The 24,426-nt window shown below is 52.6% G+C and carries 16 protein-coding genes and 2 pseudogenes; 12 read left to right on the top strand and 6 right to left on the bottom strand.

The window, feature by feature from the left end; genetic code table 11:
• Positions 1 to 11 precede the first annotated feature (11 nt).
• Entirely contained in the window at positions 12 to 1,442 is a 1,431-nt protein-coding gene (locus AAHB90_RS07495) for a RagB/SusD family nutrient uptake outer membrane protein (RefSeq protein ID WP_342084313.1), read from the top strand.
• A gap of 275 nt (positions 1,443 to 1,717) precedes the next feature.
• On the opposite strand, the gene AAHB90_RS07490 is transcribed toward AAHB90_RS07495, so the two are convergent.
• The gene (locus AAHB90_RS07490; RefSeq protein ID WP_342084312.1) at positions 1,718 to 2,500 is read right to left on the bottom strand and encodes a ligand-binding sensor domain-containing protein; all 783 of its coding nucleotides are present in this window, start codon (positions 2,498 to 2,500) and stop codon (positions 1,718 to 1,720) included.
• A 351-nt stretch (positions 2,501 to 2,851) separates the two neighbouring features.
• Between AAHB90_RS07490 and AAHB90_RS07485 the strand changes: the two genes are divergently transcribed.
• From AAHB90_RS07485 to AAHB90_RS07460, 6 genes are all read left to right on the top strand, one after another.
• Positions 2,852 to 4,003: an exo-rhamnogalacturonan lyase family protein gene (locus tag AAHB90_RS07485; protein ID WP_342084311.1), complete on the top strand. Its 1,152-nt coding sequence runs from the start codon at positions 2,852 to 2,854 to the stop codon at positions 4,001 to 4,003.
• A 295-nt stretch (positions 4,004 to 4,298) separates the two neighbouring features.
• Positions 4,299 to 6,164, top strand: coding sequence for an arylsulfatase (locus tag AAHB90_RS07480; RefSeq protein ID WP_342084310.1), 1,866 nt, complete (start codon positions 4,299 to 4,301; stop codon positions 6,162 to 6,164).
• 25 nt (positions 6,165 to 6,189) lie between these two features.
• Positions 6,190 to 7,071 (top strand): alpha/beta hydrolase, encoded by an 882-nt coding sequence (locus AAHB90_RS07475; RefSeq protein WP_342084309.1) that lies wholly within the window; start codon positions 6,190 to 6,192, stop codon positions 7,069 to 7,071.
• Between the two features lie 23 nt (positions 7,072 to 7,094).
• Complete coding sequence (locus AAHB90_RS07470) at positions 7,095 to 7,631, top strand: carboxymuconolactone decarboxylase family protein (RefSeq protein WP_342084308.1); 537 nt, start codon at positions 7,095 to 7,097, stop codon at positions 7,629 to 7,631.
• A gap of 1 nt (position 7,632) precedes the next feature.
• Positions 7,633 to 8,427, top strand: a complete 795-nt coding sequence (locus tag AAHB90_RS07465) for a mycofactocin-coupled SDR family oxidoreductase (protein ID WP_342084307.1) — start codon at positions 7,633 to 7,635, stop codon at positions 8,425 to 8,427.
• Between the two features lie 4 nt (positions 8,428 to 8,431).
• Complete coding sequence (locus AAHB90_RS07460) at positions 8,432 to 9,763, top strand: APC family permease (protein ID WP_342084306.1); 1,332 nt, start codon at positions 8,432 to 8,434, stop codon at positions 9,761 to 9,763.
• Here AAHB90_RS07460 and AAHB90_RS07455 read toward each other — a convergent pair.
• Positions 9,678 to 10,937 (bottom strand): annotated as a pseudogene (locus AAHB90_RS07455) (dipeptidase). The gene AAHB90_RS07460 and the pseudogene AAHB90_RS07455 overlap by 86 nt on opposite strands.
• A gap of 622 nt (positions 10,938 to 11,559) precedes the next feature.
• Between AAHB90_RS07455 and AAHB90_RS07450 the strand changes: the two are divergent.
• Complete coding sequence (locus AAHB90_RS07450; RefSeq protein ID WP_342084305.1) at positions 11,560 to 12,861, top strand: hypothetical protein; 1,302 nt, start codon at positions 11,560 to 11,562, stop codon at positions 12,859 to 12,861.
• Positions 12,862 to 12,921: 60 nt separating this feature from the next.
• Here AAHB90_RS07450 and AAHB90_RS07445 read toward each other — a convergent pair whose 3' ends face one another.
• From AAHB90_RS07445 to AAHB90_RS07430, 4 genes are all read right to left on the bottom strand, one after another.
• The gene (locus AAHB90_RS07445; protein WP_342084304.1) at positions 12,922 to 14,649 is read right to left on the bottom strand and encodes a tetratricopeptide repeat protein; all 1,728 of its coding nucleotides are present in this window, start codon (positions 14,647 to 14,649) and stop codon (positions 12,922 to 12,924) included.
• 24 nt (positions 14,650 to 14,673) lie between these two features.
• Positions 14,674 to 16,170 carry a RagB/SusD family nutrient uptake outer membrane protein gene (locus AAHB90_RS07440; RefSeq protein WP_342084303.1) on the bottom strand — a complete coding sequence of 499 codons (1,497 nt, stop codon included), beginning with the start codon at positions 16,168 to 16,170 and terminating at the stop codon, positions 14,674 to 14,676.
• A gap of 19 nt (positions 16,171 to 16,189) precedes the next feature.
• Positions 16,190 to 19,366, bottom strand: a complete 3,177-nt coding sequence (locus tag AAHB90_RS07435; protein ID WP_342084302.1) for a SusC/RagA family TonB-linked outer membrane protein — start codon at positions 19,364 to 19,366, stop codon at positions 16,190 to 16,192.
• A gap of 129 nt (positions 19,367 to 19,495) precedes the next feature.
• Positions 19,496 to 20,509 carry a TlpA disulfide reductase family protein gene (locus AAHB90_RS07430; protein ID WP_342084301.1) on the bottom strand — a complete coding sequence of 338 codons (1,014 nt, stop codon included), beginning with the start codon at positions 20,507 to 20,509 and terminating at the stop codon, positions 19,496 to 19,498.
• Positions 20,510 to 20,746: 237 nt separating this feature from the next.
• Between AAHB90_RS07430 and AAHB90_RS07425 the strand changes: the two genes are divergently transcribed.
• The 4 genes and pseudogenes from AAHB90_RS07425 to AAHB90_RS07410 all read left to right on the top strand — a co-directional run bounded on the left by AAHB90_RS07425 (position 20,747) and on the right by AAHB90_RS07410 (position 24,255).
• On the top strand, positions 20,747 to 21,175 hold the full coding sequence (locus AAHB90_RS07425) for a hypothetical protein (protein ID WP_342084300.1): 429 nt from the start codon (positions 20,747 to 20,749) through the stop codon (positions 21,173 to 21,175).
• Positions 21,132 to 22,118: pseudogene (locus AAHB90_RS07420) on the top strand (sulfatase-like hydrolase/transferase); the annotation flags it as partial. The gene AAHB90_RS07425 and the pseudogene AAHB90_RS07420, both read left to right, overlap by 44 nt.
• 242 nt (positions 22,119 to 22,360) lie before the next feature.
• The gene (locus tag AAHB90_RS07415; protein ID WP_342084298.1) at positions 22,361 to 23,608 is read left to right on the top strand and encodes a retropepsin-like aspartic protease; all 1,248 of its coding nucleotides are present in this window, start codon (positions 22,361 to 22,363) and stop codon (positions 23,606 to 23,608) included.
• A gap of 308 nt (positions 23,609 to 23,916) precedes the next feature.
• Positions 23,917 to 24,255, top strand: coding sequence for a hypothetical protein (locus AAHB90_RS07410; RefSeq protein ID WP_342084297.1), 339 nt, complete (start codon positions 23,917 to 23,919; stop codon positions 24,253 to 24,255).
• Positions 24,256 to 24,426 lie beyond the last annotated feature (171 nt).

Raw genomic sequence — 24,426 nt, 5'->3', positions numbered from 1 at the left:
TCTGAAAATCAATGAAAAAACTTCTTTATATACTGTTAATACTCGGTGCCGCGGCCTGCGATCAGCCGCTTGAAGAGAAAGTGTATTCTTCTTTTGGCCCTAATAATTTCTTCAAAACCGCTGACGATGCCGAGGCATTGCTCAATGCTGCCTACGCCCTTGAACAGAAACAGGGAACCGACGGCTTCCGGAACATCCTGGTGATGGCCGAGGTCACAACCGACTTGCTCATCATCCGCGAAGGCGGGCTCCGCGGGCTCGCGCAGCCGCTCGAAGATTTCACCTGGAATGCCTCCCACGAGTTTTTCGACGTGGCCTGGACACGCTATTACAGCGCTATTTACCGCGCTAACCTCGTGATAGACAACGTGCCCAACATCGATTTTGACCCGGAGCGCAAAAAGCAGATCGTCGCCGAAGCCCGCTTCCTGCGCGCGAGCGGCTACATTTCGCTGTATGACCTTTTCGGCCCTACCCCGCTCATTACCAACAGTATCAGCAGCAGTGAAGACCGTCCCGCACGCGCCAGCAAGGAAGAATTCGTGAAGTTTGTGACCGAAGAACTCACCGCCGTAGCCGACATCCTGCCTGTCATCGCCAAGCAATACGGCCGCGCTACCAAAGGCGCTGCCCTCGCTTTTTTGACCAAATTTTACCTGAACAACAAAGACTGGCAGAAAACGAACGAAACCGCTCAGAAAGTGATCGACCTGAACGTGTACGGCCTCTTCAACTCACCCAACCGCACCGACCTGTTCAAGCTAGCCAATGAGAAAAACAGTGAATTCATTTACGTAAGGCCGCATGTGGCCCAGCCAGGGCTCGGCACCAATTATCTGCCGCACGCCGCACCGCCCAATTACAAATACAAAGGTGCTACCAAAGCCAACTACGCCACGCAGCTCAAAACCCTCTCGGCCTTCTACGATTCCTTCGACCCGAAAGACCAGCGCCGCGAAGCATTCCTGACCGAATACGACGACCTCAACGGCAAGCACATCGTCCTTGGCCAGGACGATAAACGCAGTTTCAAATTCGATGAGGACCTTCCCGCCACCGGCGCCGACCTCGGCAACGACTTCCCCGTGGTCCGTTACGCTGACATCCTGCTGAGCAAAGCAGAGGCATTGAACGAGCTCGAAGGTCCCTCCGCAGCCGCCGCAGACCTCGTCAACCAGGTGCGTGCCAAAGCCGGCCTGCCGGCGCTATCCGTTTCCGTATTTGCGACCAAGGACGCATTGCGGGCGCATATTCTCAAAGAAAGAGGTTGGGAATTCTTCACCGAGGAACTCCGCCGGCAGGATCTGATCCGTCATGGCAAATTCATCGAACTGGCCAAAGGGCGCGGGAAAACGGCGTTTGATCATCAGGTGCTGTTTCCGCTCCCGCAGAGCGAGATCGACCGGAACCCTAGTTTGAAACAGAATGACGGGTATAAGTAGGCCGCGCGTTGAGTAAACGCTTTATTTCAGCAAAAGCCAGGCTATCTGCGCGATGACCTGGCTTTTGCTTATCCGCCGGAACAATGCAAACCGGCGGCTCAACGCCCTATTGCTTCCCCGCCTTATCCTTAAAATCCCTAACCGTTTGGCCGTCGTAACGATATACGCCGCCCAGAGAGCCGAACCAGATGCTACCATCGTTGGCTTCCAGAATTCCAAAAGTCATTCGTTCATTGACCTCATATTCCGATTTTATGTGGGTCGCAACCGGCTTCTTATCCGACAGGGCCGTCGTAACGCCAAAGCCCATCCTGCCCGGCTAGCCAGATATTACCCTTACTATCTTCGATAATCGTACGGACGTTTGTAAACGTCTGCCCGTCATGCCTGATGACCATAAATGTTTTTCCATCATAAATGCGCGCATCGCCCCTTGTCCCAAACCAGAACTTCCCGTTTTTGTCCTCGACAATGGAATTAACGTCGTCGTGATTATCCGGCGGAAGGTCACCGCTTTCAAGCGTGAACGGCCACGATCCATTCATGCGGTAATTTTGAAACTGCTTCCCGACTGCCCGTCCGGGTTCGTAGCGACTCGCTCCCGTGAGCGTCCCAAACCAGACACGACCGGATTTGTCTTTCGAGATATGCGGCACCCTATCATCGATCAGCCCCTCAGCCGTCGTAAAATGCCGGAATTTCTGTCCGTCTGCTTGCTCAGGGTCATAATAATAGACACCGGCCCCGATCGTCCCGAACCAGAACTTGCCCTCCCTATCTTCCAAAACCGAAAAGAACCGGGCCGAACTCACTTTGCTCGTAATGTTTGTAAACGACCTCCCATCGTACCGGAAAATCCCGTCGAATGCAGCGATCCAGATATTGCCCTTTCGGTCCTGTATGATGTTACGCGTGATACGCTCGGGCCCGTGCGAAGTTACCGTGCGTGTGGTGTCGGACACGGCCTTATCCTTCGGCAGGTTCGCCGCATTTTGCGCCTCGCACAACGCGCACGAAGCCACTACTAACCACGCGAGCAGGTGTACACTCTTTGCCATTTTTTTTATTAGTTATCAAGGTTTTGGCAAACCTAATAATTTTTATTTCGGGGGTATTCAACGGACTTGTTAAAGATGGTTAATGAAATGTTAAAGTTGGCTTCAAGCGCTGAGGTTTGTTGTCGCATGCCTACGGCATTTACGAGTGAGCGTTACCATATTGAACTACCATGTCACATCGCTAACGCGATTTGGCGTTTCTGCCCTGATGGTTCCGTCCTGCATGTAGCATTGGTAGTGCGACGCCAGCGCGATTATTTCATTATAACGAAAGTGCCGTCAGGCACGCAACATTGGTAGAAAACAATACCTTTCTCGTTTTCGGAAATCCCGGCGGGATGTAATAACAAGGTGAACGAAAGGCAATACCGGCACGGCATTAAATCAAAAGCCAGGCAAGAGCGGCATTGGTACGGATTCTGGAATTACGGAGATTTCATGCATTCCTACGACACCGACCGGCACGTGTGGAAGTACGACGTAGGCGGATTCGCCTGGGATAACTCCGAGTTATCGACCGACATCTGGCTCTGGTACCATTTCCTCCGCACAGGCCGCTCCGACGCATTCCGACTGGCCGAGGCTATGACGCGCCATACGGGCGAGGTGGATGTGCACCATATCGGCCCGTTCGCGCCTCTCGGGTCACGGCACAATGTGATGCACTGGGGTTGCAGCGCCAAGCAGCTGCGCATCAGCACCGCCACCAACCGCCGGTTCTTCTACTACCTCACCGCCGACGAGCGCACGGGCGATCTCATGCGCGAGCAGATTGATGCAGTGAACACATTGCAAACGATCGTGCCCGTAAGGAAAGTGAATGCGGCAGCCCCGAAAAACACCGAAAACTCCGACCTGGCCACCGTATCCTTCGGCACGGACTGGGGCGCCGTAGCAGGTGCCTGGCTTACCGAATGGGAGCGCACGCAGGACAAGGCCATCCGCGACAAGCTCCTCAGCAGCATGCGTACCATCGCCGCCCAGCCTCACGGCTTTTTTACGGGCTCGTCCTTGTTAAACCTCAAAACCGGCGCATTCCAGCGCGAACCGACCGGCAAAATATCCGTTTCGCACCTGAGCGCAGTCTTTGGCCTTGCGGAAGTGTGCTACGAGCTGACCAGCCTGATCGATGATAAAGCATTTCAAAAAGCCTGGACTGACTATTGCCGCCTGTACAATGCCACGCCCGAAGAACAGAAGCAGGCATTAGGAGAAAGCCTCAAAAAGCTGAACTTGCAACAAGGCCATGCACGCCTGACCGCATTCGCCGCGAAAGTGACGGGCGACAAAAAGCTCGCCGAACGCGCCTGGCAGGAATTTCACCGCGGACAGGGCGGTACCCGCGAGGCCATTACTCAAACCTCGCGTATTCAGGCGCCAGATGTTTTACACCCAGTGGAAGAAGCCCCGCGCATATCTACCAATGGCGTTGCGCAATGGAGTCTGGCGGCAATGCAATGTCTGGCATTTGCGGGGGACGCAATCAGCAGTGAACGACCATAGGTATACGTATTCATAAATTCCGCTGTTGCCGGACGATATTGAGACGGACACCGGTGACTTCTGTGACGATGCGGATACATTGCCGATCGCAGTAGCTGTAAGTGCTTTGCTTCCCATTCGGCAGCCGAAAATTAGCGCAAAGACCATTCAGTACTTGTTAGTTTTCAAAATAAAAATTTACTTTGCCTATCGATTTTATAGATTTTTATTAAAATCAACCTCAGAGCGCCATTCAGCCGCCACCAACCTGCTCGCCGGTAAGAATCGAAGCATTGTTTTACCAAACAAATCATATATGCATTCGCAAAAACTACTTCTCGCGGCGCTGCTGGCGGCAGGCCTGGCCTGGACGCGTACCTCGGCACAAAACATTACCCAACAGCAGCAGCCTTTCACCGGAACGGTAGGCAAAAGCCCTGCCGATTCCAAAGAAGTCTGGACTAACCCGGTAAAAGCGCCCGCAGGCGCTCCCAATGTGGTCTGGATCCTGCTCGACGACGTCGGTTTCGGCGCTACTTCCACTTTCGGCGGGGTGATCCGTACCCCGGTTTTCGATAGTCTGGCCAATAACGGTCTGCGTTACACCAATTTTCACACGGCGGCGATCTGCGCCCCTACCCGTGCGGCATTGCTCACCGGCCGCAACCACCACTCAGTACACGAAGGTGGCTTCTCGCACACCTGGGCATCGTTCGGGTTTCCGGGATGGGACGGACGCATTCCTTCCGACAAGGGGACAGTAGCAGAAATCCTGCGGGAATCGGGTTATAACACGTTTGCGGTAGGAAAATATGGCCTTACGCCCGACCAGGACGCTACGGATGCCGGCCCGTTCGACCGCTGGCCTTCCGGCAAAGGGTTCGACCATTTCTTCGGCTTTCTCGGCTCTCAAACCGATCAATACAAACCCGATCTGGTCGAGGATAATGCGCACGTGCAGCCTGACGGCCGCCACCTGAACGAACAGATTACCAACAAGGCGATCAGCTTCATCGACCGCCAGAAAAAAGCTGCGCCGGACAAACCCTTCTTCCTGTATTACGCACCAGGCGCCACCCACGCCCCGCATCAGGTTGCAAACGAATGGAGCGATCAGTACAAAGGCCAGTTCGATAGCGGCTGGGATGTTTTCCGGGAGACTGTTTTTGCACAACAGAAAAAGCAGGGCATTATCCCTGCTAATGCGGTGTTGCCGGAGCGTAATCCCAACATCCGCGCCTGGGCAAGCCTTTCGTCCGACGAAAAGAAATTGTACGCCCGTTTCATGGAAGTTTACGCCGGATACCTGACTTACACCGACCATGAAGTAGGCCGGTTAGTAAACCATCTCAAACAGATCAATCAGCTGGAAAACACGCTCATTCTGGTTGTGATCGGCGATAATGGGGCCAGTAAGGAAGGTGCATTGGGCGGTGTAATCGCCCGGTCGTCGAATGCGGCGCTGGCTTCGGCGCCACTGTCGGAAGCGGAGCAGGTAAAAAACAATCTGGCTCAAATTGAATGGATCGGCGCGCCGGAAGGTACCAATGCCAACTACCCCCTCGGCTGGGCACAGGCGGCCAATACGCCCTTCAAATACTGGAAGCAGGACGCGCATTCGGAGGGCGGCACGCGCAACCCGCTGATCGCTTTCTACCCGAAAGGAATCAAGGATAAAGGCGGCATTCGTACGCAGTACGGGCACGTGATAGACCTGTTGCCTACCACACTGGAAATTACCGGTATTAAACCGCCGACGGCGATCCGCGGCATAAAGCAGGACACGATCCAGGGAACTTCCCTCGCCTATTCTATCGGCGACGCCAAAGCGGTCTCGCGGCACAAGACACAGTACTACTACATTTTCGGCTCGCGGTCGATTTATCACGATGGCTGGAAGGCCGGATTTGCCTACAAACCGGTTTCGGCCCCTGCCGGCAACCTGGTGAGCGCCATCAGCGTGGCCGATCCCGAGCACAACGACTGGCAGCTTTACAACCTGAACGAGGATTTCAACGAACGTATCGATCTGGCTAAAAAGAATCCGAAGAAGCTGGAAGAATTGAAAGCATTATTTGAAGAGCAGGCCAGGAAATACAATATCTATCCTTACATCACCTGGGACGATGTGCTCAAACGTCGTCTGCCACAAGCTGTTCAGCAACAAGCGGCCGGTAAGTAGGGAAGTTATTTTAATCACCAGTTCAATGAATTTGAACCTTATGCCTTTTCTGTTTTGTAAGAAAATATTGCTTTTAAAGTTCACATTTCTATTGGTCCTGGGCGGCATGGGCAGTACAATCGCTCAAACCGCCCGGGATACCATTCCCAAGGTGTTTATTTACAAAAAAATCGACACGACCAGCCTGCAACTGCATCTGTTCAGGCCCGCGGGCTTAAATGTGGAAAAGAAACAACCCGCCATTGTGTTCTTTTTCGGCGGCGGGTGGGTTAATGCGAATATCGGCCAGTTCCAAAAACAGGCCATTTACCTGGCATCCCGCGGTATGGTTGCCATCCTGGCCGATTATCGGGTACAGAAAAGGCATCAAACAACACCATTTGAGGCGGTGGCCGACGGTAAATCGGCGATCCGATACGTACGTGCACACGCGTCTGAGCTGGGCATTGACCCCGATCGCATTGTAGCCGCAGGCGGCTCTGCGGGCGGCCACGTAGCGGCTGCGGCCGACCTGACCCACCTCGACGATCCTTCCGAAAATCAGGCGGTAAGCTCCCGGCCGAATGCGCTGGTGCTGTTCAACCCCGTGTTCAATAACGGCCCGGGTGAGTATGGCTACGACCGCGTCGGTACACGTTACACCGAAATTTCGCCGTATCACAACATCCGCAAAGGCGCAGCCCCCACGCTGGTCATGCTGGGGACGAAAGACAAGCTGGTGTCCGTAGCGACAGCCCAGGCCTACAAAGACAAACTCGCAGAAGTCGGTAGCCGTTGCGAGCTTATCCTTTACCCCGAGCAACCCCATGGTTTTTTCAACCGGGGCGAATGGTTTACCAAAACATTGCGTGACACCGACATCTTTCTCAAATCGCTGGGCTATATCCAGGGAGAGCCAACTATTTGATATCATTCATAAAAACATTCAAGATGCCCAGGATAAAACCATTGAGCGAAAAGGATTACCCGTCCGAAATAAAGATTGCATTCATTCAGCATACAACGGTTTACAATTCGCGGATCACCAACATGAAAGCCACGCTGGGCCATTCGGGCACCGCATTCAAAGCCTACATGCAATGGTACCCGCTTTTTGAAGAAGTGAAAGCAATCACGGGACTACGCCTTGCAACGCTTTTCGCATGGTCGATCTCCGAGGCGGCCGACTGCCCTTTGTGTAGCACCTATTTCCGTAAGATGATCATCGAGGCGGGCGAAAGCCCCGAGGCGTTGGTGGTTTCGGACGAAGAGCAGGCGCTGCTTACCTTCGGCGCCGCCATCGCCCGGAATCGCGGCTTTGTGGAAGACGCCGAATTCGTCCCGGTCCGCAAACGCTACACCGATTCCGAAATCGTGCTTCTGACCGCGTTTGCGGGTATTATGATCGCCACCAACATTTTTAACAATGTTAACGGCACCGAAATCGACACTTACCTGAACCCCTTCAAACCCGAAAACACGATCTGATATGGCTGGCCTTGTTGCTTTCATCACCGGTGCCGCCCATGGACAGGGACGCGCCACCGCGCTCGCGCTCGCAGGCGAGGGCTACCACATCGCCGCATTCGACATTGCCCGGCCGCTATCCTACCCCGGCTATACGCTCGGCTCGAAGGACGAACTGGCAAGTCTGAAACAGCAGGTCGAACAAAGGGGCGTGCGTTGCGAAATCTTTACCGGCGACGTGCGCGTGGATGCCGATTTGAGCTACGCGGTGGCAGCTACCGTCGCCGCACTCGGGCGCATCGACGTGCTGTTCAACAATGCAGGTATCTGCGCTTACGGGGCCGCCCACGAGCTTCCCGAAGCCGAATGGGACGCTATGATCGACATAAACCTGAAAGGCGCCTGGCTGGCGGCGCGGCATGTGATCCCGGTCATGATCGCACAAAAATCGGGCAATATCGTCAACAACTCATCCATTGCCGGCTTGCGTGGGATGAACCGGCTGAGCCATTATGCGGCCTCTAAATGGGGCCTGGTGGGCCTTACGAAATCGTGGGCGATCGAGCTGGCACCGCACAATATACGGGTAAATTCCATCCACCCTACCGGCGTGAACACCCCGATGAACGACGGGCTTGCCGAGCTGGAAGGCAAAACGGCGATTGAAATCGCGGAAGCCTCCGCCGGAAACCTGCTGCCCGTCCCGTGGATCGAAGCAGAAGACGTGGCCAATGCGGTGCTCTACCTGGTGTCGGACAAAGCACGGTTCATTACCGGTACCCAGCTCGTGATCGACGCGGGCCTGCTCACCCGCTAACGCCATGGCCATCAAACCCCGCCTGAACACTTTCGATTTGACGATGCTGATGACCAGCATGGTGATCGGTACGGGCATATTTCGCACGCCCGTCGAAATCGCTCAGAAGGCCCAGGTACCGTCCATTTTCTTCGCGGCATGGATCGCGGGGGCGGTCATCAGCTTGTTCGGCGCGTTGACGCTTGCCGAAGTAGGCTCGCGCTACCCGGCTGCCGGCGGTTTCTACAAGATATTTTCGCATTGCTACCACCCGGCGTTCGCATTCATGGTCAACTGGATCTCGATCATCGCTAATGCGGGATCAAGCGCTTCGGTGGCGATGATGGGTGCAGGTTACATCTGCCCGCTGCTGTTCCCGGACATGGAACCCGTGCAAGCGACGCGCATTACCACCATTTCGGCGGTGCTGGCTTTGTACGGGATTAATTTATTAGGTATTAAAATGGGCGCACGGACCCTGAACGTGCTCATGGTGATCAAAATCGGTATGCTCGTGCTGCTGATCTCGATCATATTCCTGCCTCACCCGCAGGATAGGGAAGCCGTGGTGCCGGCAGTTTCCGGCAACCCGTTGCAGGCATTCTGGCTATGCTTTGTGCCGATCTTTTTTACCTACGGCGGCTATCACCAGACCATGAACTTCGGCAATGACGTGCCAGACGCGCTCCGCATTATGCCCCACTCGATTTTCCTGGGAATGGGGCTGGTACTGGTGCTTTACCTGGCGGTGAATTACGCTTACGTGTCGGTGCTTGGCTTCGAAGGACTGCAAAATTCGCCGGCGCTTGCGGCAGAGATGGTGGCGGTGATTTTCGGGGAATCGGCCGCGCGGGTGGTGTCGGTGGTGATGTTCCTGGCGGTGCTGGCTTATGTGAATGCCTCGTTGCTATCCAACCCGCGAGTGTACTACGCGATGGCCGAAGAGCACGTGCTGCCGGCTGTTTTTGCCAAAGTCAATCAACGCACGCAAACGCAGGAAGTGGCGCTCACAGTCTATACTGCATTGATCATCATTTTCCTGTTCAGCATTTCGTCCTTCCAGCAAATACTTAGTTACGTCATGTTTTTTGACAGCATCGGCCTCATCGCCGCCTGCGCCGCTGTATTCATCCTGCGCCGGCGGGCCCGCGTGCAAGGCGAGCCCGCCGGCATTTACAAGATGAAGCTGTACCCCTGGATGACGCTTATTTTCATCGCCGGTTATGCGCTGGTCAACATCAGCGTTATGTATTTCGAGCCCGAAATCGCGGTTATCGGTTTTTTGCTATTTCTGATTGGCCTACCGCTGTATTACTTGCTAAGGAAGTTGTTTGTGCGGCTTTCTCCACCTCTTTGAACACCCTCAAAAAATTACCTCCCCACAGTTTCTGAATATCCGCTTCGGAGTAGCCCCGTTTCAGGAGGGCCGCCGTGATGTTTGGCCCCTCTCCTACGTGCGCATAACCTTTCACACCGCCGCCGTGGTTGAAATCGGCGCTGAAACCCACGTGATCGATGCCGATCAGCTTCACGGCGTAGTCGACCGCATTCAGGTAATCGTCCAGCGAAGCGTACTTCCATTCATTGCGCGAAAATGTACGGTAGGCGTCTTTGTACTTGCGATAACCGGCCGAGTCGAGCTTTTCCTTGGGGTTATCCTTGCCCACTTGCAGGCCCAGCGGCTCGAAAATCTGCTTTTTGTAATCCTCCTTGAAGGCGGCCGTGTCTTTGAGATATGCCGCAAATGCCACAATATGCACCACGCCGCCCTTGGCTGCAATGGCTTTCAGTTCCGCGTCGGACAGGTTGCGCGAATTGTCGACAATGCTCCGAACGGCAGAATGGGAGGCGATCACCGGCGCTTTGCTCAGTTCCAGCGTCTGGTTCTATGCATCGGTGGTGAGCTGCGACACGTCGATGATCACCCCTTTCCGGTTCAAGATCGGCACCGCTGCCTTGCCGATGGCCGTGAGCCCGCCGGCCTCGTTAGGCTTGTCGCCCAGGCCTTCGCTGGGGCGCGAAGAGTCGGTCCAGTCGTTGTTGCCCGCATGCGCGAACCCGAAAACCCGGACGCCTTCCTTATAATAATGGTCGATCAGCGAGGTATCTTTCCCGAGCGACAGCGCATTCAGGAAACTCAGCAGAATGCCATGTTTGCCGTCGGTGGCCAGCTTTTCGATATCCGTCGTCGAGCGCACAAATTCCAGTTTGTCGGGGTGTTTCTTGACAAAATTCCGGATCGCAGCCAGCTTGTTATCGACCTGTTTGCGCGCCAATACGATGTTTTCCGGCGTGCGGCGCAGCGGGTCGGCGAACAACGCGATGGTAGCCACGTCCAGTTTTCCCGAATCGAGCTTTACCAGGTCGAACTGATCCTCGGTAAGCACGCCGGCGTCGTTACCCGCGGCGTCGAAATCTTCCCGGAGATCGATATGCGGGTCGATCGTCAATGCGGTCCGGTGGATTTTCGCCACCTCTTCGGTAGACGACTCCGTACTTTCTTTCTTTTTGTCGCAGGCGGTGAGCAGCATTGAAAGTGCTCCGGCAGCAAGGATCAGCTTTTTCATTGGTGTTACGGTTTATGTGGATATTTATTTAGGTTGATTCAAAAGATCGTTAACCGGGAAGGCATTGCCGTTTTTAATCACTGTCTACACTTTTAGCACTTCCTTCACATCCGCCAGCGGATCGCCGTCGATGATGAGCAGCGCAGCCGGAAGCAATGCACAGAGCGCTAGCAAAAATTTACGCACCATAAAACGGGCGCTAAGGTTACGCCGGACACAGACAGGTTTGGCCGACCGCGTATATGCATAAGCGCACAGGCGATCGTCCTTCGCCGGGCCGCGGTCGATGTACGGAATGAGTTAACATTGCAATTACCCGAGGGTGGACACAGGGCATGATTGCACAGTACCGGAACAATTTGCAGGATTAGTGCCGGTCGCTTTGTGCTGCCGTTCAAGGTGGTCTAAACGGCTTTCGGGTTCAACCGGTTGCAAAGATAAAGTAAGAGGGTTCGGTTTTACAAAATTTTAATCTATTAATTTTATAGATTAAGTAGGATAAATAAAAAAGTGCTTAATTTGCAACCGAACCGGGGGTGCCTGCAAACCACCGGGAGGTCTCATTTTTGTTTTAATAAACTATTTTATGTCTACCATTACACAGGCAGCGGCGTGGAAGCCGTATGAAAAAATCCTGTTACGCACCGCGCTCATCTACGCGGTGATCAGTACCATCCCGTTTACGCCGGAGTTTTACAGGCAGGACTTCGACGCCGGTTTCAATGTCAACGATTACCCTTTCCGCTGGCTCGACGTGATCTCGCAGAACAAGCCCTGGTTTTTCGCTAGCCAGGAAGGCAAAAATTACACCGGCTGGTTCATTACTGTCCTTTTTTGCATCGGCGGCGGTTTCCTGTGGGATCTCGTCGACCGGCGGCAGGATTTTGAGAAAATTTACTACTGGTTTTACGTGGCGGCACGCTACGGGATCATCCTGCGCATGTCGTGGTTTGCTTGGGCGAAGGTGTTTCCGGTGCAAATGCCCTTCCCTACCATTAGCCAGTTGAATACGAACCTGGGCGATTTCACGCCCGGCAAATTATACTGGCTGACGACTGGTGTTTCATCCTTTTTTGAAGTGTTTGCGGGTATTTTCGAGTTGATAGCCACCTTGCTGCTTTTGTTCCGCAGAACCACCACACTGGGTGCGCTGATGATGGTGGCCATACTGTTGCCGATCTGGTTTGTCAACATCGGCTACGATGCCGGCGTGGAGCTCACCAGCCTTCACCTGCTTACCTTGTCGCTGCTGCTGCTTGTGCGCGATTCACGCAGGTTCTACCAGATACTGATTGATCACCAGGCAGTTGCATTAACTTTTGTCAAACCGCTCCATTTTCCGAGAATCTGGCAGGACCGTCTTCGGGTCGCATTCAAATACGTTTTTATTTTCTTCTTTGTGGTCGTGCGCGGCTTCGGGTACGGACAACTGTATGCGCACGGGAAGTCGTTTAAACTACCGCTCGAGGATGGGCTTGCTTCGACCACCGGCTTCTACAAAGTGACCGAATTCCGGCTGAACAATCAGCTGTTGCCACCCACGCCTACCGATTCGGTACGCTGGGAGAATGTGATTTTTGAAAAATTCAACACGGTGAGCATTCGCGTCAATAAGAACTTCCGGCTCGACACCCGCAATGCCGTACGTACAACCGAATATTACGGCAATATCGGCAGGTATTACTACGGTTATCAGGCAGATACGATCAGAAAGGTCTTCCATCTGCGCAACCGCGCGGACACCGCCCGGCACATTACGCTGCATTACGAGCAGCCCACCGCCGACAGTTATATCCTGCGGGGCGTGGACGAAAGCCGCGATTCACTGTATGTAGTTCTAAGTAAAATCGACAAGACTTACCCGCTCGAACAGAAGCGGAAATGGTAATATCCAAAAAGGGAAATGCACGGTTGCATTTCCCTTTTTCACGAGCTCGTCAATAATTCCTCAGAGCGGGTAAAGCGATTTATCTCCGCTTTTGATCACTTCGTTCAGCTGTGCGGCCAGCTCTTTCGCTTTGTCTGTATCGCCTTTTTTCCTGTAAACTTTATAAAGCCCCCACAATGCATTGGCGCTGTTAGGGCGCTTTTTCGCCAGGTCCTCATATGCTTTGATTGCCAGGTCGTATTTGCCCGCTTTCAGGTACACTTCACCCAGGCTGATCAGCACGGGTCGGGCGTAGGAAGGCGGCTCGCTGTAACCCAGGTCGTGCTCCTTCTTTTGGGCCGTTTTCAGGATGTGGATCGCCTCTTCGTCATCGTTTTCCAGGCTTTTAATAAGGCCCTGTAATTCCAGGGAGGCTACATTCAAGTCGCTGAGCCTTCTGGCGGCAATGACCTCGTCGTGGCCGGATTGCGTGCTGTTGCGGTACAAATGCGCGTCGAGAGCGTCGGAGTACTTTTTCGCTTCGTCCGCCTTGCCGCGTTTGACCGCGTCCATACCCAACGCGAAATAATAAAGACCGTCCTTGTAGCCGATGGCCTTGCCACTGAATATGCTATCCTTGTCGTTGATCAGTTTCAGGCGGTCGGCGGCTTTTTTATAAAACCCGAAACAAAGCTCCATTTTGGCCGGGGCGATAATGCCCTGGTAAAAGAAGCGACCTTCGTATTTGGCTTTCCGCTCTTTGGTTACCGGCATGTTTTGCAACTTTTCGGCGTAATAAAGCGCGGTTTTGTAATGCCCGTTCTCGGCGCTGTTGGAGAGCAGGTAATTGATATTGTGAATGTAATTCCAAGTATCGACTTCGGGCATGCCTTGCTTTTTCATGTAAACAGAGTCTACCGCTACCGCTTCCAGGAACGCTTCATGCGCCTTTTGGTACTGGCCCAATTTGTAATACACATGTCCCGGCATATGCACCATATGCGCAGCGCCTGGCGTGAGTCCCCGGATGCGTTCGGAGCTTTTAATGGCCTCCTCCGGGCAGCAGTTTTCCATCAAATGGATCCAGTAATGGTGCGCGCCGGCATTGTCCGGGTCGGATTTGAGCACGTCGCGGAGCAGGTATTCGCTGTAAATCTGGCCATCGCGGGGGTTCAGGTCCACATCGTAGCCGCTCATTTTACTTAATGCAAGAAAGAGCTTCGCATCAACGTCGTCGGGAAATTTGTGCACTATAATTTCGAGCTTTTGCTGGTATTGCTTCCGGCTGTTCTCGCCGGGCGCATCCCGTAGGAGAATGGCTTCAGCGTAAAGCTTTTCATGCTCGTTGGCTTTGTCTTTCAATGCTTTCAGCTTTCTGACGGCCAGCTTTTTGTCGTCGTCAAAATCAGGCCCTTCGGTGGCGCCGATGGCACTATAAAGTCCCCAGTAAGGCATTACTGCCGATGAATCCAGCCTAATCGCCTCTTTGAATGAACGATAGGCCTCGAAATCCCAGAAATCATGCAGCAGCGCTACGCCCTGGGCAAAGTACTTCTGCGCTAACTTCGATTTCGTTGTGATTTTCAATGTAGAAGTGCCTACGCCTTCAAGAAACTGCGCGGGCGGCAGGTTGTGCACGTAGGCCGTTTCTTTGCGGTAGGCCTGAATGTGGTCCAGGTGATTGTGGGCAAATTCGTTTTCGTCCACATGATGTGCGTGCGCGCTGGCTGAAGTCGTCTGCCCCTGCCTGTCGCGCTGGGCGAAGGTCGATAGGGAAATCAGACAACAAATTACAAAGGGAATTCTCATGTTTAATTGCAGGATGGCCCTCCCTTACAGGTTCGGGTTGTTATTAATTTCGTTGAGAGGGATCGGGAAAAGGTAGTATTTGCTGTTCGGCACCAACGGTGTGCCATCGGGAAATTTGGTAATCCAATGCCCTAAAACGCTCACCGTCGCACCGCGGGTATCGACAAACTTCTCCGTCGTCTCCTTTCTGACCGGCGCGGTTTGCAGCCTGAGAATATCATAAAGGCGGAAACCCTCGCCCCAAAGCTCCTTGCGCCTTTCGAGCAGGATTTCTGCGATCAATGCGTCTTTGCTGAGGCCCGACAAGTCCGTCAACCCACGCTGCGCTCTCAGCTCATTGAGCGTTGCCGTCGCAGCGGCCACATTGTTGAGCCGCGCTTTGCTTTCCGCTTCGATCAGCAGCTGTTCCGAGGAACGCATCAGCACGATATGCGCATCGTGGTTGGGATATTTGTTTCTGAACTTTTTGTAACGGTAACCGCGGTACAATGCCTCGGCGGGCTGTTTTGCGATCTCAAACAGCGATTTGCGAATATCGTCCTTGTCGAATAGCGCGATGAAATTCGGGTCGGGCATAATGCTGTTGTAGCCGTAGTAAAGGTTGGTCCCGGCCGCATCGGTCGCATAAGGGGTCGTTTCTATGTAGGCCATGTAGGAAGCGCCGCCCTTGTTCTGGGTGAGCGTTTGCGGGTGGCCCCAGATCCATTCCGGGTTGCTCACATCGTTGAACCCTTGTGTGTACTGCGCAGCCGACATGATCGGGTATCCGTTGCGGGCCTTGGCGGCATAGTCACGGGCGAGCCCCCATTTCTCCTGTGTGAGGTAGGCGCGGGCGAACAATCCGTACACCACATTCAGGTTAGGGCGGTTTTTCTGCGACCGCTCAAAGCCAGCGAGCAGCTTTTCGGCCTCGGTAAGATCGGCGATCACCAGGTCGTAGACTTCCTTCACGGTAGCACGCGGCTTGGGCACGGTATTCGGGGTGGTAGGCTCGGTGTAAACCGGTACCGCTTTGGCGTTGGCGTCTTTGGCATAGGTAAACTGATATTGCCGCACCAGGTTCAGGTAGTTGTGCGCACGGAGTGCATAGGCCTGTCCCTTGAGGTGTTTCAGGCTCGCCTTGCTGGCATTATCGATTTTCACATTGGCGATAATGTTGTTTGCATGGTCAATCGAGCTGTATTGCAATGTCCAGAAAAACAATGCGCGTCGGGTAGTGTTATCGAACGGGTCGCGGTAAGGATACGAATCGCGGAAGCCGTACCGGCCGTCGCGGGCGAACGCGTCCTCTCCCATCACATCATGTGTGAGGAAAATGGTAGGAAGCCCCGGATTATCCTGGGAGGTGCTGTTTTCGAGCAGGAAACGGATCGATCCGTTGACGAACGCGTCGATATTGGCTTCCGAAGAGAACACTTCGGGCGTGGTGATCTGGGTGGCCGGGGAAGTATTGAAAAACTCGTCGCTGCACGAGGTTAGCAGGGCTGCCGCAACGACTAATGAGCTGAATTTCCGTATCATGGACTAAATAGATGTTGTATTAAAATGACACATTAAGAACTGCCGAAAACGATTTTTGCGCCGGGTAGCGGTAGTAGGTAGAACCTGAAACGGTCTGCTCCGGATCCATTCCCTTATGACCGTAGAGCGTCAGGATGTTGTCGCCTACGAGGCGGATTTTCACGTCACTGAGCGTCAGGCGCGATACCCACGCCTGCGGCAAAGTATAGGTGAGCGAAATATTTTTCAGACGTGCATAGCTGGCGTCGTACAGGAACCGCGTGGAAGGAATGGTGTTCCATGCGTCGGAAACGTACGACAGGCGCGGGTAGTCGGTGTTGGTGTTTTCCGGCGTCCAGCGGTTGAGCGCCTCCTCCGACCACGCGCGGCCGGGTGCATTGCCCAGGTGCGTGACCATCGGCTGGTCGCCGTCGAAAACTTTGCCGCCAATACTGTACGAGAGCAGGAACGAGAATTCGAAGCTTTTGTAGGCAATGTTGTTGTTGAAGCCGCCATAAAAGTCGGGCAGCGAGCTACCCTGGAAGTACGGCGTGGCTTCCGTCTGGTTTTCGGTAGTCGTCCGGCCAGTGACGTTTTTGTTCTCGTCCAGCACATCCTTGTACCAGGTGGCCTTGCCGTTTTGCGGGTTTACGCCCGCCCATTCCTTGATGTAAAAATCATAGACCGAGCCGCCCTCTACTAGCTTTTTGGTATTACCATACTGGCCTATCGAACCCGTAAGGATTTCCTTCTGAGGCAGTTTGGTGATTTTGTTGGTATAATGCCCGAAGTTGAGCGTGGCCGTCCATGTGAAATCCTTGCTGCGGAATGGTATGCCGGTTATCTGGCCGTCGATCCCCCGGTTGCTCAATGAGCCGACATTGGCGCTGATACCACTGTAACCGGAGGACGGCGAGAGTGGTCTGTTGAACAGCAGGTCTTTCGAGCGGCGGTCGAACAGGTCGATCTGGGCAATGAGCCGGTTGTCGAACAGCGACACATCCACGCCGAAGTTCAGGTTCAGGTTGGTTTCCCATTTCAAATCGGGCGTGGGAAGGTCGGACGGCAACAGGCCGAGCTTATCCAGGCTGTTGTAAATAGAATAGAACCCTCCGTACGCATAATCGCCCACTTTGTCGTTGCCCTGCGCACCATAGCTCGCGCGCAAGTTGAGGTTATCCAGGTGCGAAACGTCCTTCAGGAAGTTTTCCTGCTTGATGTTCCAGGCCGCTCCCACCGACCAGAAGTTCCCCCAGCGCGATTGCTTGCTGAACCGCGAGGAGCCGTCGCGACGGTAGCTGGTCGAAAAGTGGTAGCGTCCCAGGTAATCGTAATCCAGCTTGGCCAGCCCGCTTGCCAGTTTGTAGTCCGACGAAGTCCCATCAAACACGCCGCTGACCGTCCCCGCCGAAGGCTCCGTTTTGCCCAAAACCTGGAAACCTGTACGGCTTCCCGAAAGGAAGGAAACGTTGTTGACGTACACTTCCGGCCCGGCCAGCAGGCTGAGCGAATGCCTGCCGCCCAGGTTGACCGCGTAATTCAAAAAGCTATTCACCGTGTAATTGAGGATGCGGCGGGCGCTTCGCGATGCGGAACCCGCGCCGTCGGTGATCACCCCCGTGCTGTAATAGGAATGCGAATAGGTATGCGAGGTGACCGAACGGTAATCCACATTCGCCGTTGTTTTCAGGAATAATCCTTTTGCGAACGTGAGTGTGAAATTCGTCCCAAGCAGCACAGCGTCGGTCTGCTCGCCGGAAATGGCATTCTCGGCCGAACCCAGGATGTTGGAACCGCTCACTGCCGTTGTAGGGCGCCATGTGCCGTAGTCCCATTTCTTATTACCCTGTTCGTCCAAAATATACGTTCCGTCCGGATTCCGCTCGTAGACAGGGTAAATATCGGAGATAAGCCGCTGGAAATTGGCGAAGTTGCCGGTGTTGCTATCGCTTTGGTTAGGAGCCTTTTGAAAGCCGGACGACAGCGAGACGTTCGCGCCCACATCAAGCCATTTGTTGATTTTAGACTGCAAATTGGTCCGCAGGTTGTAGCGCCGGAAATCCGACGTGCGGATCCAGCCCTGCTCATTGAGGTAACCTGCCGAGAGGAAGTATTTGGTACCCGCACTTCCGCCGCTCACGCTCAGGTCGTACTGCTGGCGCACGCCGGGGCGGGAAATGGCCTTGCCCCAGTTGTCGTTCCAAAGCGGTGTCGCGCCTGGCACTACTTTACCGTCAAGCCCAACGGGTTTGGGGTAGTTGGGGCCAAAAATATTGACCTTCAATGCACCGTCCACCAGGTAATCGGTGGCATACTGGGCGGCCGCTTCCGCTGTTTTGCCCTGGTCGAGCTGCGTGTTTCGGATCGCCTCCCATTGCAGTTCGTAATAATCTTTGGCTGACAAATACTTATAGTCCTTCACCGCACGGCCGGTAATGCCATAGTTGACCGAAAAGTTGAATGCAGGCTTCGCATTCAGCGAACCGGATTTGGTGGTGATCACAATCACACCGTTGGCACCCCTGGAACCATACAACGCACTTGCCGTCGCGTCCTTTAATACCGAAATGGATTGAATATCCCTGGGGTTCAGATTATTGGCATCTGCAACGGGTATACCGTCGACCACATACAGTGGTGCCGTCGAAGCATTCACCGAGCCGACACCCCTTACGTACAGATCCGCGTCGGAGCCCGGCTGGCCTGCCGAAGCAATGGATTGCAGCCCCGGTATAGTGCCCTGTAAAGCCTTGCCGACCGTAGTTATTTGCAGTGTTTCAATGTCTTTCGCATTCACAACCGCCACCGACCCCGTGTAGCTCGATCTTTTAGATGTTGTGTAACCTACCACCACCGTCTCGTCCAGCTGGTTGGTCGATTCTGCCAACCGGATATTGAGCGGTTCCTGGGTAGAGGTGACGGTGATTTCCTGGGTTTTGAACCCCAGATAACTGACAGTGAGCGCAAGCGGCAACGTCTTGCCGGTAGAAATGCTGAATTTCCCCTCAGCATCCGTAACGCTCCCCGCTCCTGCCGACCGGATGGCGACCGTCGCGCCCGCTACCGGCTGATTGCCCTCGTCCAGCACCGTACCGCGGATCACGGTTTGGGCGTGCAAAGTGGAGGCAATGCAAAAGATAATCAGCCACGTACATTTCAATTTTTGTAAAAAGGAGCCAGCGTTCGGGCCCACTAAGGTGAGTAGTTTAATGGTCATAAGTATTGGGTAGTATTACTGGATTGATTCATGGCTTACCGGACGTAGTTATCCCATCGGCTTAATGAGCCGTTTCAAATGGCATTGTATGCTAAAAGTTGGCGGGGAGCAGGTGTGGTACTTTTTATCTTATCTGCTTGGAGCCGTTGTGGCGGGTGCGCCGAGCAGCTCTTCCAGTTTCTTGTGCAGCTGCTCTCCTCTCAGGTTTTTACCGATGATTTTACCCTGGGGGTCGATCAGGAAGTTGGCGGGAATAGCCCTTACCCCGTAAAGTGCTGCCGGCTCGCTGTGCCAGTATTTCAGGTCGGAAACCTGCGTCCAGGCCAGGCCATCCTTCCCAATGGCTTTCATCCACGCGTCCTTGCTCTTATCCAGCGAAACACCGAGCACATCGAAGCCTTTGTCCTTAAATGCTTCGTACGCTTTTACGAGATTAGGATTCTCCTTGCGGCAAGGCCCGCACCAGGCGGCCCAAAAGTCAACGAGCAGGTATTTGCCGAAACGGTCGGACAGCTTCACGGGCTTGCCCTCTGGCGTATTGGCCGTGAAATCAATTGCCGGCTTTCCGATGCTCACCTTATTCAGAGTCACGACCAGGTGTTGTAAGGTTTTCACGTATGGCGTCTGGTGCAGGGATGCATCGAGCAGGCCAATATTCCGCTCAATTTCTTCCGGCGAAAGGCGGTAGGCAAAGTTGCGGTAAAGCACATATGCAGATACGATCGAGGCCGGATTGGCTTTAATGAATTCATCGATTTTCACATCCGGGTTCGCCTTGTATTGTTCGAACAGGTCCTGCGCAGGCGAGCCCGTCACCTTCGCCTGGTGGTAACGCGCAGCGGTATCAAGCGTGACATTAACCTTGTTCGTGTTTTGCAGAAACAGGAACAGCGGATCCTTTTTCTTATCGACCGTCAGGCCGTAAAGCTCCGGGAGTTTCAGCGAAGCTTTCATGCTAAACCTGCCGCCTTCGATTTTGACCGAATCGATCGGATAGAAAATCTTTTCCTCGAATTTTTCCAGATACACGTACCCCGAACCTGCGCCGGGGACAGTTCCTTCGACGAGCACGGGTTTGTCCTGAGCAAAAGCGGCATTCGATACGGCGAACAGACCACCAAGTGTAATTGCTTTGAGTTTCATTTAAAAATACTTATTCTATCTTTTAAATAGATTTTAATGCAAAGATAGAAAATTCAAAAGTCACCGGTCAGCTATATCAATAATGTTGGTCAGTTTACCACCGGCCGGGCCAATGTGCAGGCGGGCATTTATCAAAGGTGGTACACTGCACAACTATATTCTATTTATTTGATAGAGTTAACCATTTAAAATAAATTTAACTGTCTTTACACACGTCCCTTTCAAAAATTCTTACTTATGAAAAAAACACTGATGCTGCTGATCATCTTCGTGGGATCCTTCGGTAGCCGCACTTTTGCGCAGACGGCCCAGGCCGGATTTATTGTCGAAGGTTATTACAAAGTTAAATGGGGGCTGGCAGACGAATTCATCGCCCTTTATAAAAAGAACCACTACCCCTTGCTGAAAAAAGCACTCGAAAAAGGCGACCTGTTGTCGATCAAGGCTGAAAAGCCGCGGTTACATTCGACCGAAGAAAGCCGGTGGGACTACCGTGTCACGCTCGTCTTCAAAAACGCCGAAGCCGCATTCGATCCTAACCTGACCGAACCATATAAAAAGGCACTATATCCTGATCTTGAAAAGTTGAAAAAGGAGGAGCAGCGCCGTTTCGAAATCCTTGATGCTCATTGGGATATTCAGCTGGATAGCGTTCCTTTGGATTAACGTTTACGTAGCAGATGCAGCAATCATGAATACATCGCCACAGCGTGCGGCGTTAGCCTTTGGAGTGGCCTTACTCGCAGCAATTTTGACTGCATCCGCGCAGACCACGACAAAATCTGCGGGCAGTAAACCCAATGTCCTTTTTATCTGTATTGACGATCTTCGGCCTGATTTGAAGGTATATGGTAACACTCAGGTGCAGACGCCGAATCTGGAAAGACTGACAAAGCGTGCGACTGTATTCCGACGACAGTATGTAACCCAGCCGACCTGTGGTGCATCGCGGTATAGCCTGCTTACGGGCCGCCGGCCGCGGAACGCCACCGAGATCAAAAATGAAGCTATTGAACAATGTATTGCTGGCAAAACCCGAACTGATTTGCCCGAGACGTTCATCGACAATTTGCGACGCAATGGCTATTATACTGTTGGGATCGGGAAAATCAGTCATTCTCCCGATGATTATGTGTATGGATATACCGACTCCAAAAGTGACAAGGCCGAGCTTCCCAACAGCTGGGATGAAATTCTGTTCGATGCCGGGAAATGGGGCACCGGCTGGAATGCGTTTTTCGGTTATGCCGACGGCAGCAACAGGCAAACAAAAAAGGGTCAGGTAAAACCATATGAAGCGGCAGAGGTTGCCGACCAGGGCTACCCGGACGGACTAACGGCCGATCTAGCCGTTAAAAAGCTGAAAGAACTGACAGCAAAAAAAGAACCGTTTTTCCTCGGCGTCGGCTTTTTCAAGCCGCATTTGCCTTTTAATGCCCCAAAAAAATACTGGGATTTGTATGACGAGTCAAAAATTACGCTGACTCCATCTCCAAATATTCCCCAAAACACAAACGCCGCGAGCCTGCACGCGAGCAGGGAGCTCAACCAGTACTTATCTGGTGAGGAGCAAGCCTCACTGGAAAAACCGGTCTCACCTGCTTATGCTCAAAAACTCCGGCATGCCTACTATGCGGCAATCAGCTATACTGACGCCCAAATCGGCAATCGCCCTGCTAACTGTCAGCTATCAGACTATCAAAGCTGCGTTGGTGAATCCGGTGAAGAGTTTAAAAAGTGAATAGTCATACAGCAGAAAATCGATGTCTCGGCTTCTGGGATAGATTAAAGTTGACAGATCATGTGTAAACAATTCGGACAGTTCCAATGCCGCTAAAACAGAACATAGTAATGCTAAGCACAGTGCGGAAATGCATAACCACTTTCCTTTTGCTCTATGTACAACTTGTCCTTGCACAAAGCGAACTACCTGTTGTGAGAGCGACTTCCAAACCGGTTGATATCAGAGATGGGAACCACCTTAAATCGGGCTATTGGGCTACCATGCCTGAAAGAAAACCGGATTATTATTATCCTGAGATTCCCGAAAAACCCCACAAGGTAACTTTCATTACAGACCAGGATTCCATCTCATTCGATATAAGTTACGGGCAAGAATATAATTTCATTATCCTGGTGAACGGAAAAGACAGCTGCTATACCCGCATTTCAGCCCGGTACAAGAACCCTGATACTTATTTGCGAAAAACTGCGGGTACAGGACCAGACACCATCCCCTTTACGCTGGGCAATAACCATAAAGTATACGTCAAAGCAAGGTTGAATGGTTCTGATGTCAAGGATATACAGCTTGACCTGGGCGCCGGAGGGACGATCATCAATAAAACCTCGGTTAAAAAAGTAAAAATGAACTTCGATGAGCAGGTAACCCTTGTGAACTCGGACGGCGTCAACCAGGTACCTTCGGCAAGTAAGAATCTCTTGCAAATAGAAAATCTGGTTTGGGATAGCGTGCGCATTGCTGTTGCCAACAATATGAACGATAACGAAGATCTTCTAATCGGCAACTCCTTATTCAGAGACAAAATACTGGAAATCAATCACGATCAGAGAATACTGGTCCTCCACGATACCCTACCCTCGAAAACGGTTTTTTATTCCCGGCATGATGTCGTACTGGACGGAGGTATCATTCCGTACGTAAATGTAAAGCTTACTACCGGCAAGAAATCGCAAAGTGGCTGGGCCATGTTTGATACCGGTGCACGCACCTGTATCCTTAATAGTACCGACGTACCGATGACTTATCGGATAATAGTCGAACTGGCGGGTATACTCGGTTTAAATGAGACAATGACTCCAAAGCTAGCCATTGGCAAGCACCATCTTTCGGGATTTGAATATAAGACACGGGATATGGGCGAAAAAGGACTGTCAATGATCCTGGGCAATGACCTGCTAAAAAGGTTCAACGTGATCCTCGACAATAAAAACGGCTATCTGTACCTGCAACCCAATTCGTTTACAAACACGCCCTATCGAAAAAGAGACGAATATTACGAGGTACGAGCAGTCGCTGCGATGCTGGTACTTATCGCGCTGGCTGTGATTTTCTGGAAATCAAAAAGAGGAAATTAAAATTAACCAAACCGAGCAAATCGATGCATTTGAGACTTTTCCTTACCATTATTTTTCTAGCATGTTGGCCAAATGGCACGCGCGCTCAATATGCCCCACCATTGAAAGATTCGATTGCATCCACGGTCCTTGTTTAATCCCAATATCTGGATGGTTATTTTAATCGTGGTTGCTTGTACACTGACATTATCCAGCATTTACCCGGCTTTGCTGTTATCCTGATTTGAGCCGTTAAAAACGTTGAAAGGGAAAGTTTCGCCGGGAATGAGTGGGGCCTCTTTCCCCAGGATCCTCGTAACAATCTTTACGTGAGCGCAGCACTTGAGATCAACGTCAAGGGAACAAACTTTCGCTTCGGCGGACACGAAGTTTTTATGTCAGGTCACCGTGGAGGAGCCTCAGGTGACTTCCCTTTTCTGGGTAAATTCGTTTTTAGATGTTTGGAAATCTGTGGCGTTCAAGCCTGGCAACAAATAAAAAACTGTAAAGTGTTGGTCGAAATCCTAAACCGACAGGTAATTGTTGTTGGGCAGTTGTCCGGTAATAAATTCTTTAACCCACTAACCGAATTTGACGGTCAAAGTAAAGGTCCTGATGAAGGCAGCCCCGACAACGCACATGACCAAGACCGTCATTTGAACAAATAGGCGAAGCCGCGGTTCCAGTGCTATTTCTGGATAATCTTTTGAGAAGACTTGCAGCATATGAAAGCAATGTTTCAGTTTTAGCAGGCATGTTCAACGGCAGGCCACCGTTTCAAACGGTCCCGACTACCTTTAAAGATGTTTCCCCTCTGAACAGGTGGCGACGGAATCGAT

It is taken from the genome of Dyadobacter sp. OTU695 (assembly GCF_038440355.1).
Lineage (GTDB): Bacteria > Bacteroidota > Bacteroidia > Cytophagales > Spirosomataceae > Dyadobacter.
This window is presented reverse-complemented; position numbering and strand designations above follow the sequence as displayed.

Bases quoted from the DNA above. Each gene is read 5' to 3' on its own strand.
- AAHB90_RS07440 (WP_342084303.1), bottom strand. From the start codon at position 16,170: ATGATACGGAAATTCAGCTCATTAGTCGTTGCGGCAGCCCTGCTAACC.
- AAHB90_RS07480 (WP_342084310.1), top strand. From the start codon at position 4,299: ATGCATTCGCAAAAACTACTTCTCGCGGCGCTGCTGGCGGCAGGCCTG.
- AAHB90_RS07430 (WP_342084301.1), bottom strand. From the start codon at position 20,509: ATGAAACTCAAAGCAATTACACTTGGTGGTCTGTTCGCCGTATCGAAT.
- AAHB90_RS07415 (WP_342084298.1), top strand. From the start codon at position 22,361: ATGCTAAGCACAGTGCGGAAATGCATAACCACTTTCCTTTTGCTCTAT.
- AAHB90_RS07460 (WP_342084306.1), top strand. From the start codon at position 8,432: ATGGCCATCAAACCCCGCCTGAACACTTTCGATTTGACGATGCTGATG.
- AAHB90_RS07465 (WP_342084307.1), top strand. From the start codon at position 7,633: ATGGCTGGCCTTGTTGCTTTCATCACCGGTGCCGCCCATGGACAGGGA.
- AAHB90_RS07490 (WP_342084312.1), bottom strand. From the start codon at position 2,500: ATGGCAAAGAGTGTACACCTGCTCGCGTGGTTAGTAGTGGCTTCGTGC.
- AAHB90_RS07445 (WP_342084304.1), bottom strand. From the start codon at position 14,649: ATGAGAATTCCCTTTGTAATTTGTTGTCTGATTTCCCTATCGACCTTC.
- AAHB90_RS07470 (WP_342084308.1), top strand. From the start codon at position 7,095: ATGCCCAGGATAAAACCATTGAGCGAAAAGGATTACCCGTCCGAAATA.
- AAHB90_RS07495 (WP_342084313.1), top strand. From the start codon at position 12: ATGAAAAAACTTCTTTATATACTGTTAATACTCGGTGCCGCGGCCTGC.
- AAHB90_RS07475 (WP_342084309.1), top strand. From the start codon at position 6,190: ATGAATTTGAACCTTATGCCTTTTCTGTTTTGTAAGAAAATATTGCTT.
- AAHB90_RS07425 (WP_342084300.1), top strand. From the start codon at position 20,747: ATGAAAAAAACACTGATGCTGCTGATCATCTTCGTGGGATCCTTCGGT.
- AAHB90_RS07435 (WP_342084302.1), bottom strand. From the start codon at position 19,366: ATGACCATTAAACTACTCACCTTAGTGGGCCCGAACGCTGGCTCCTTT.
- AAHB90_RS07450 (WP_342084305.1), top strand. From the start codon at position 11,560: ATGTCTACCATTACACAGGCAGCGGCGTGGAAGCCGTATGAAAAAATC.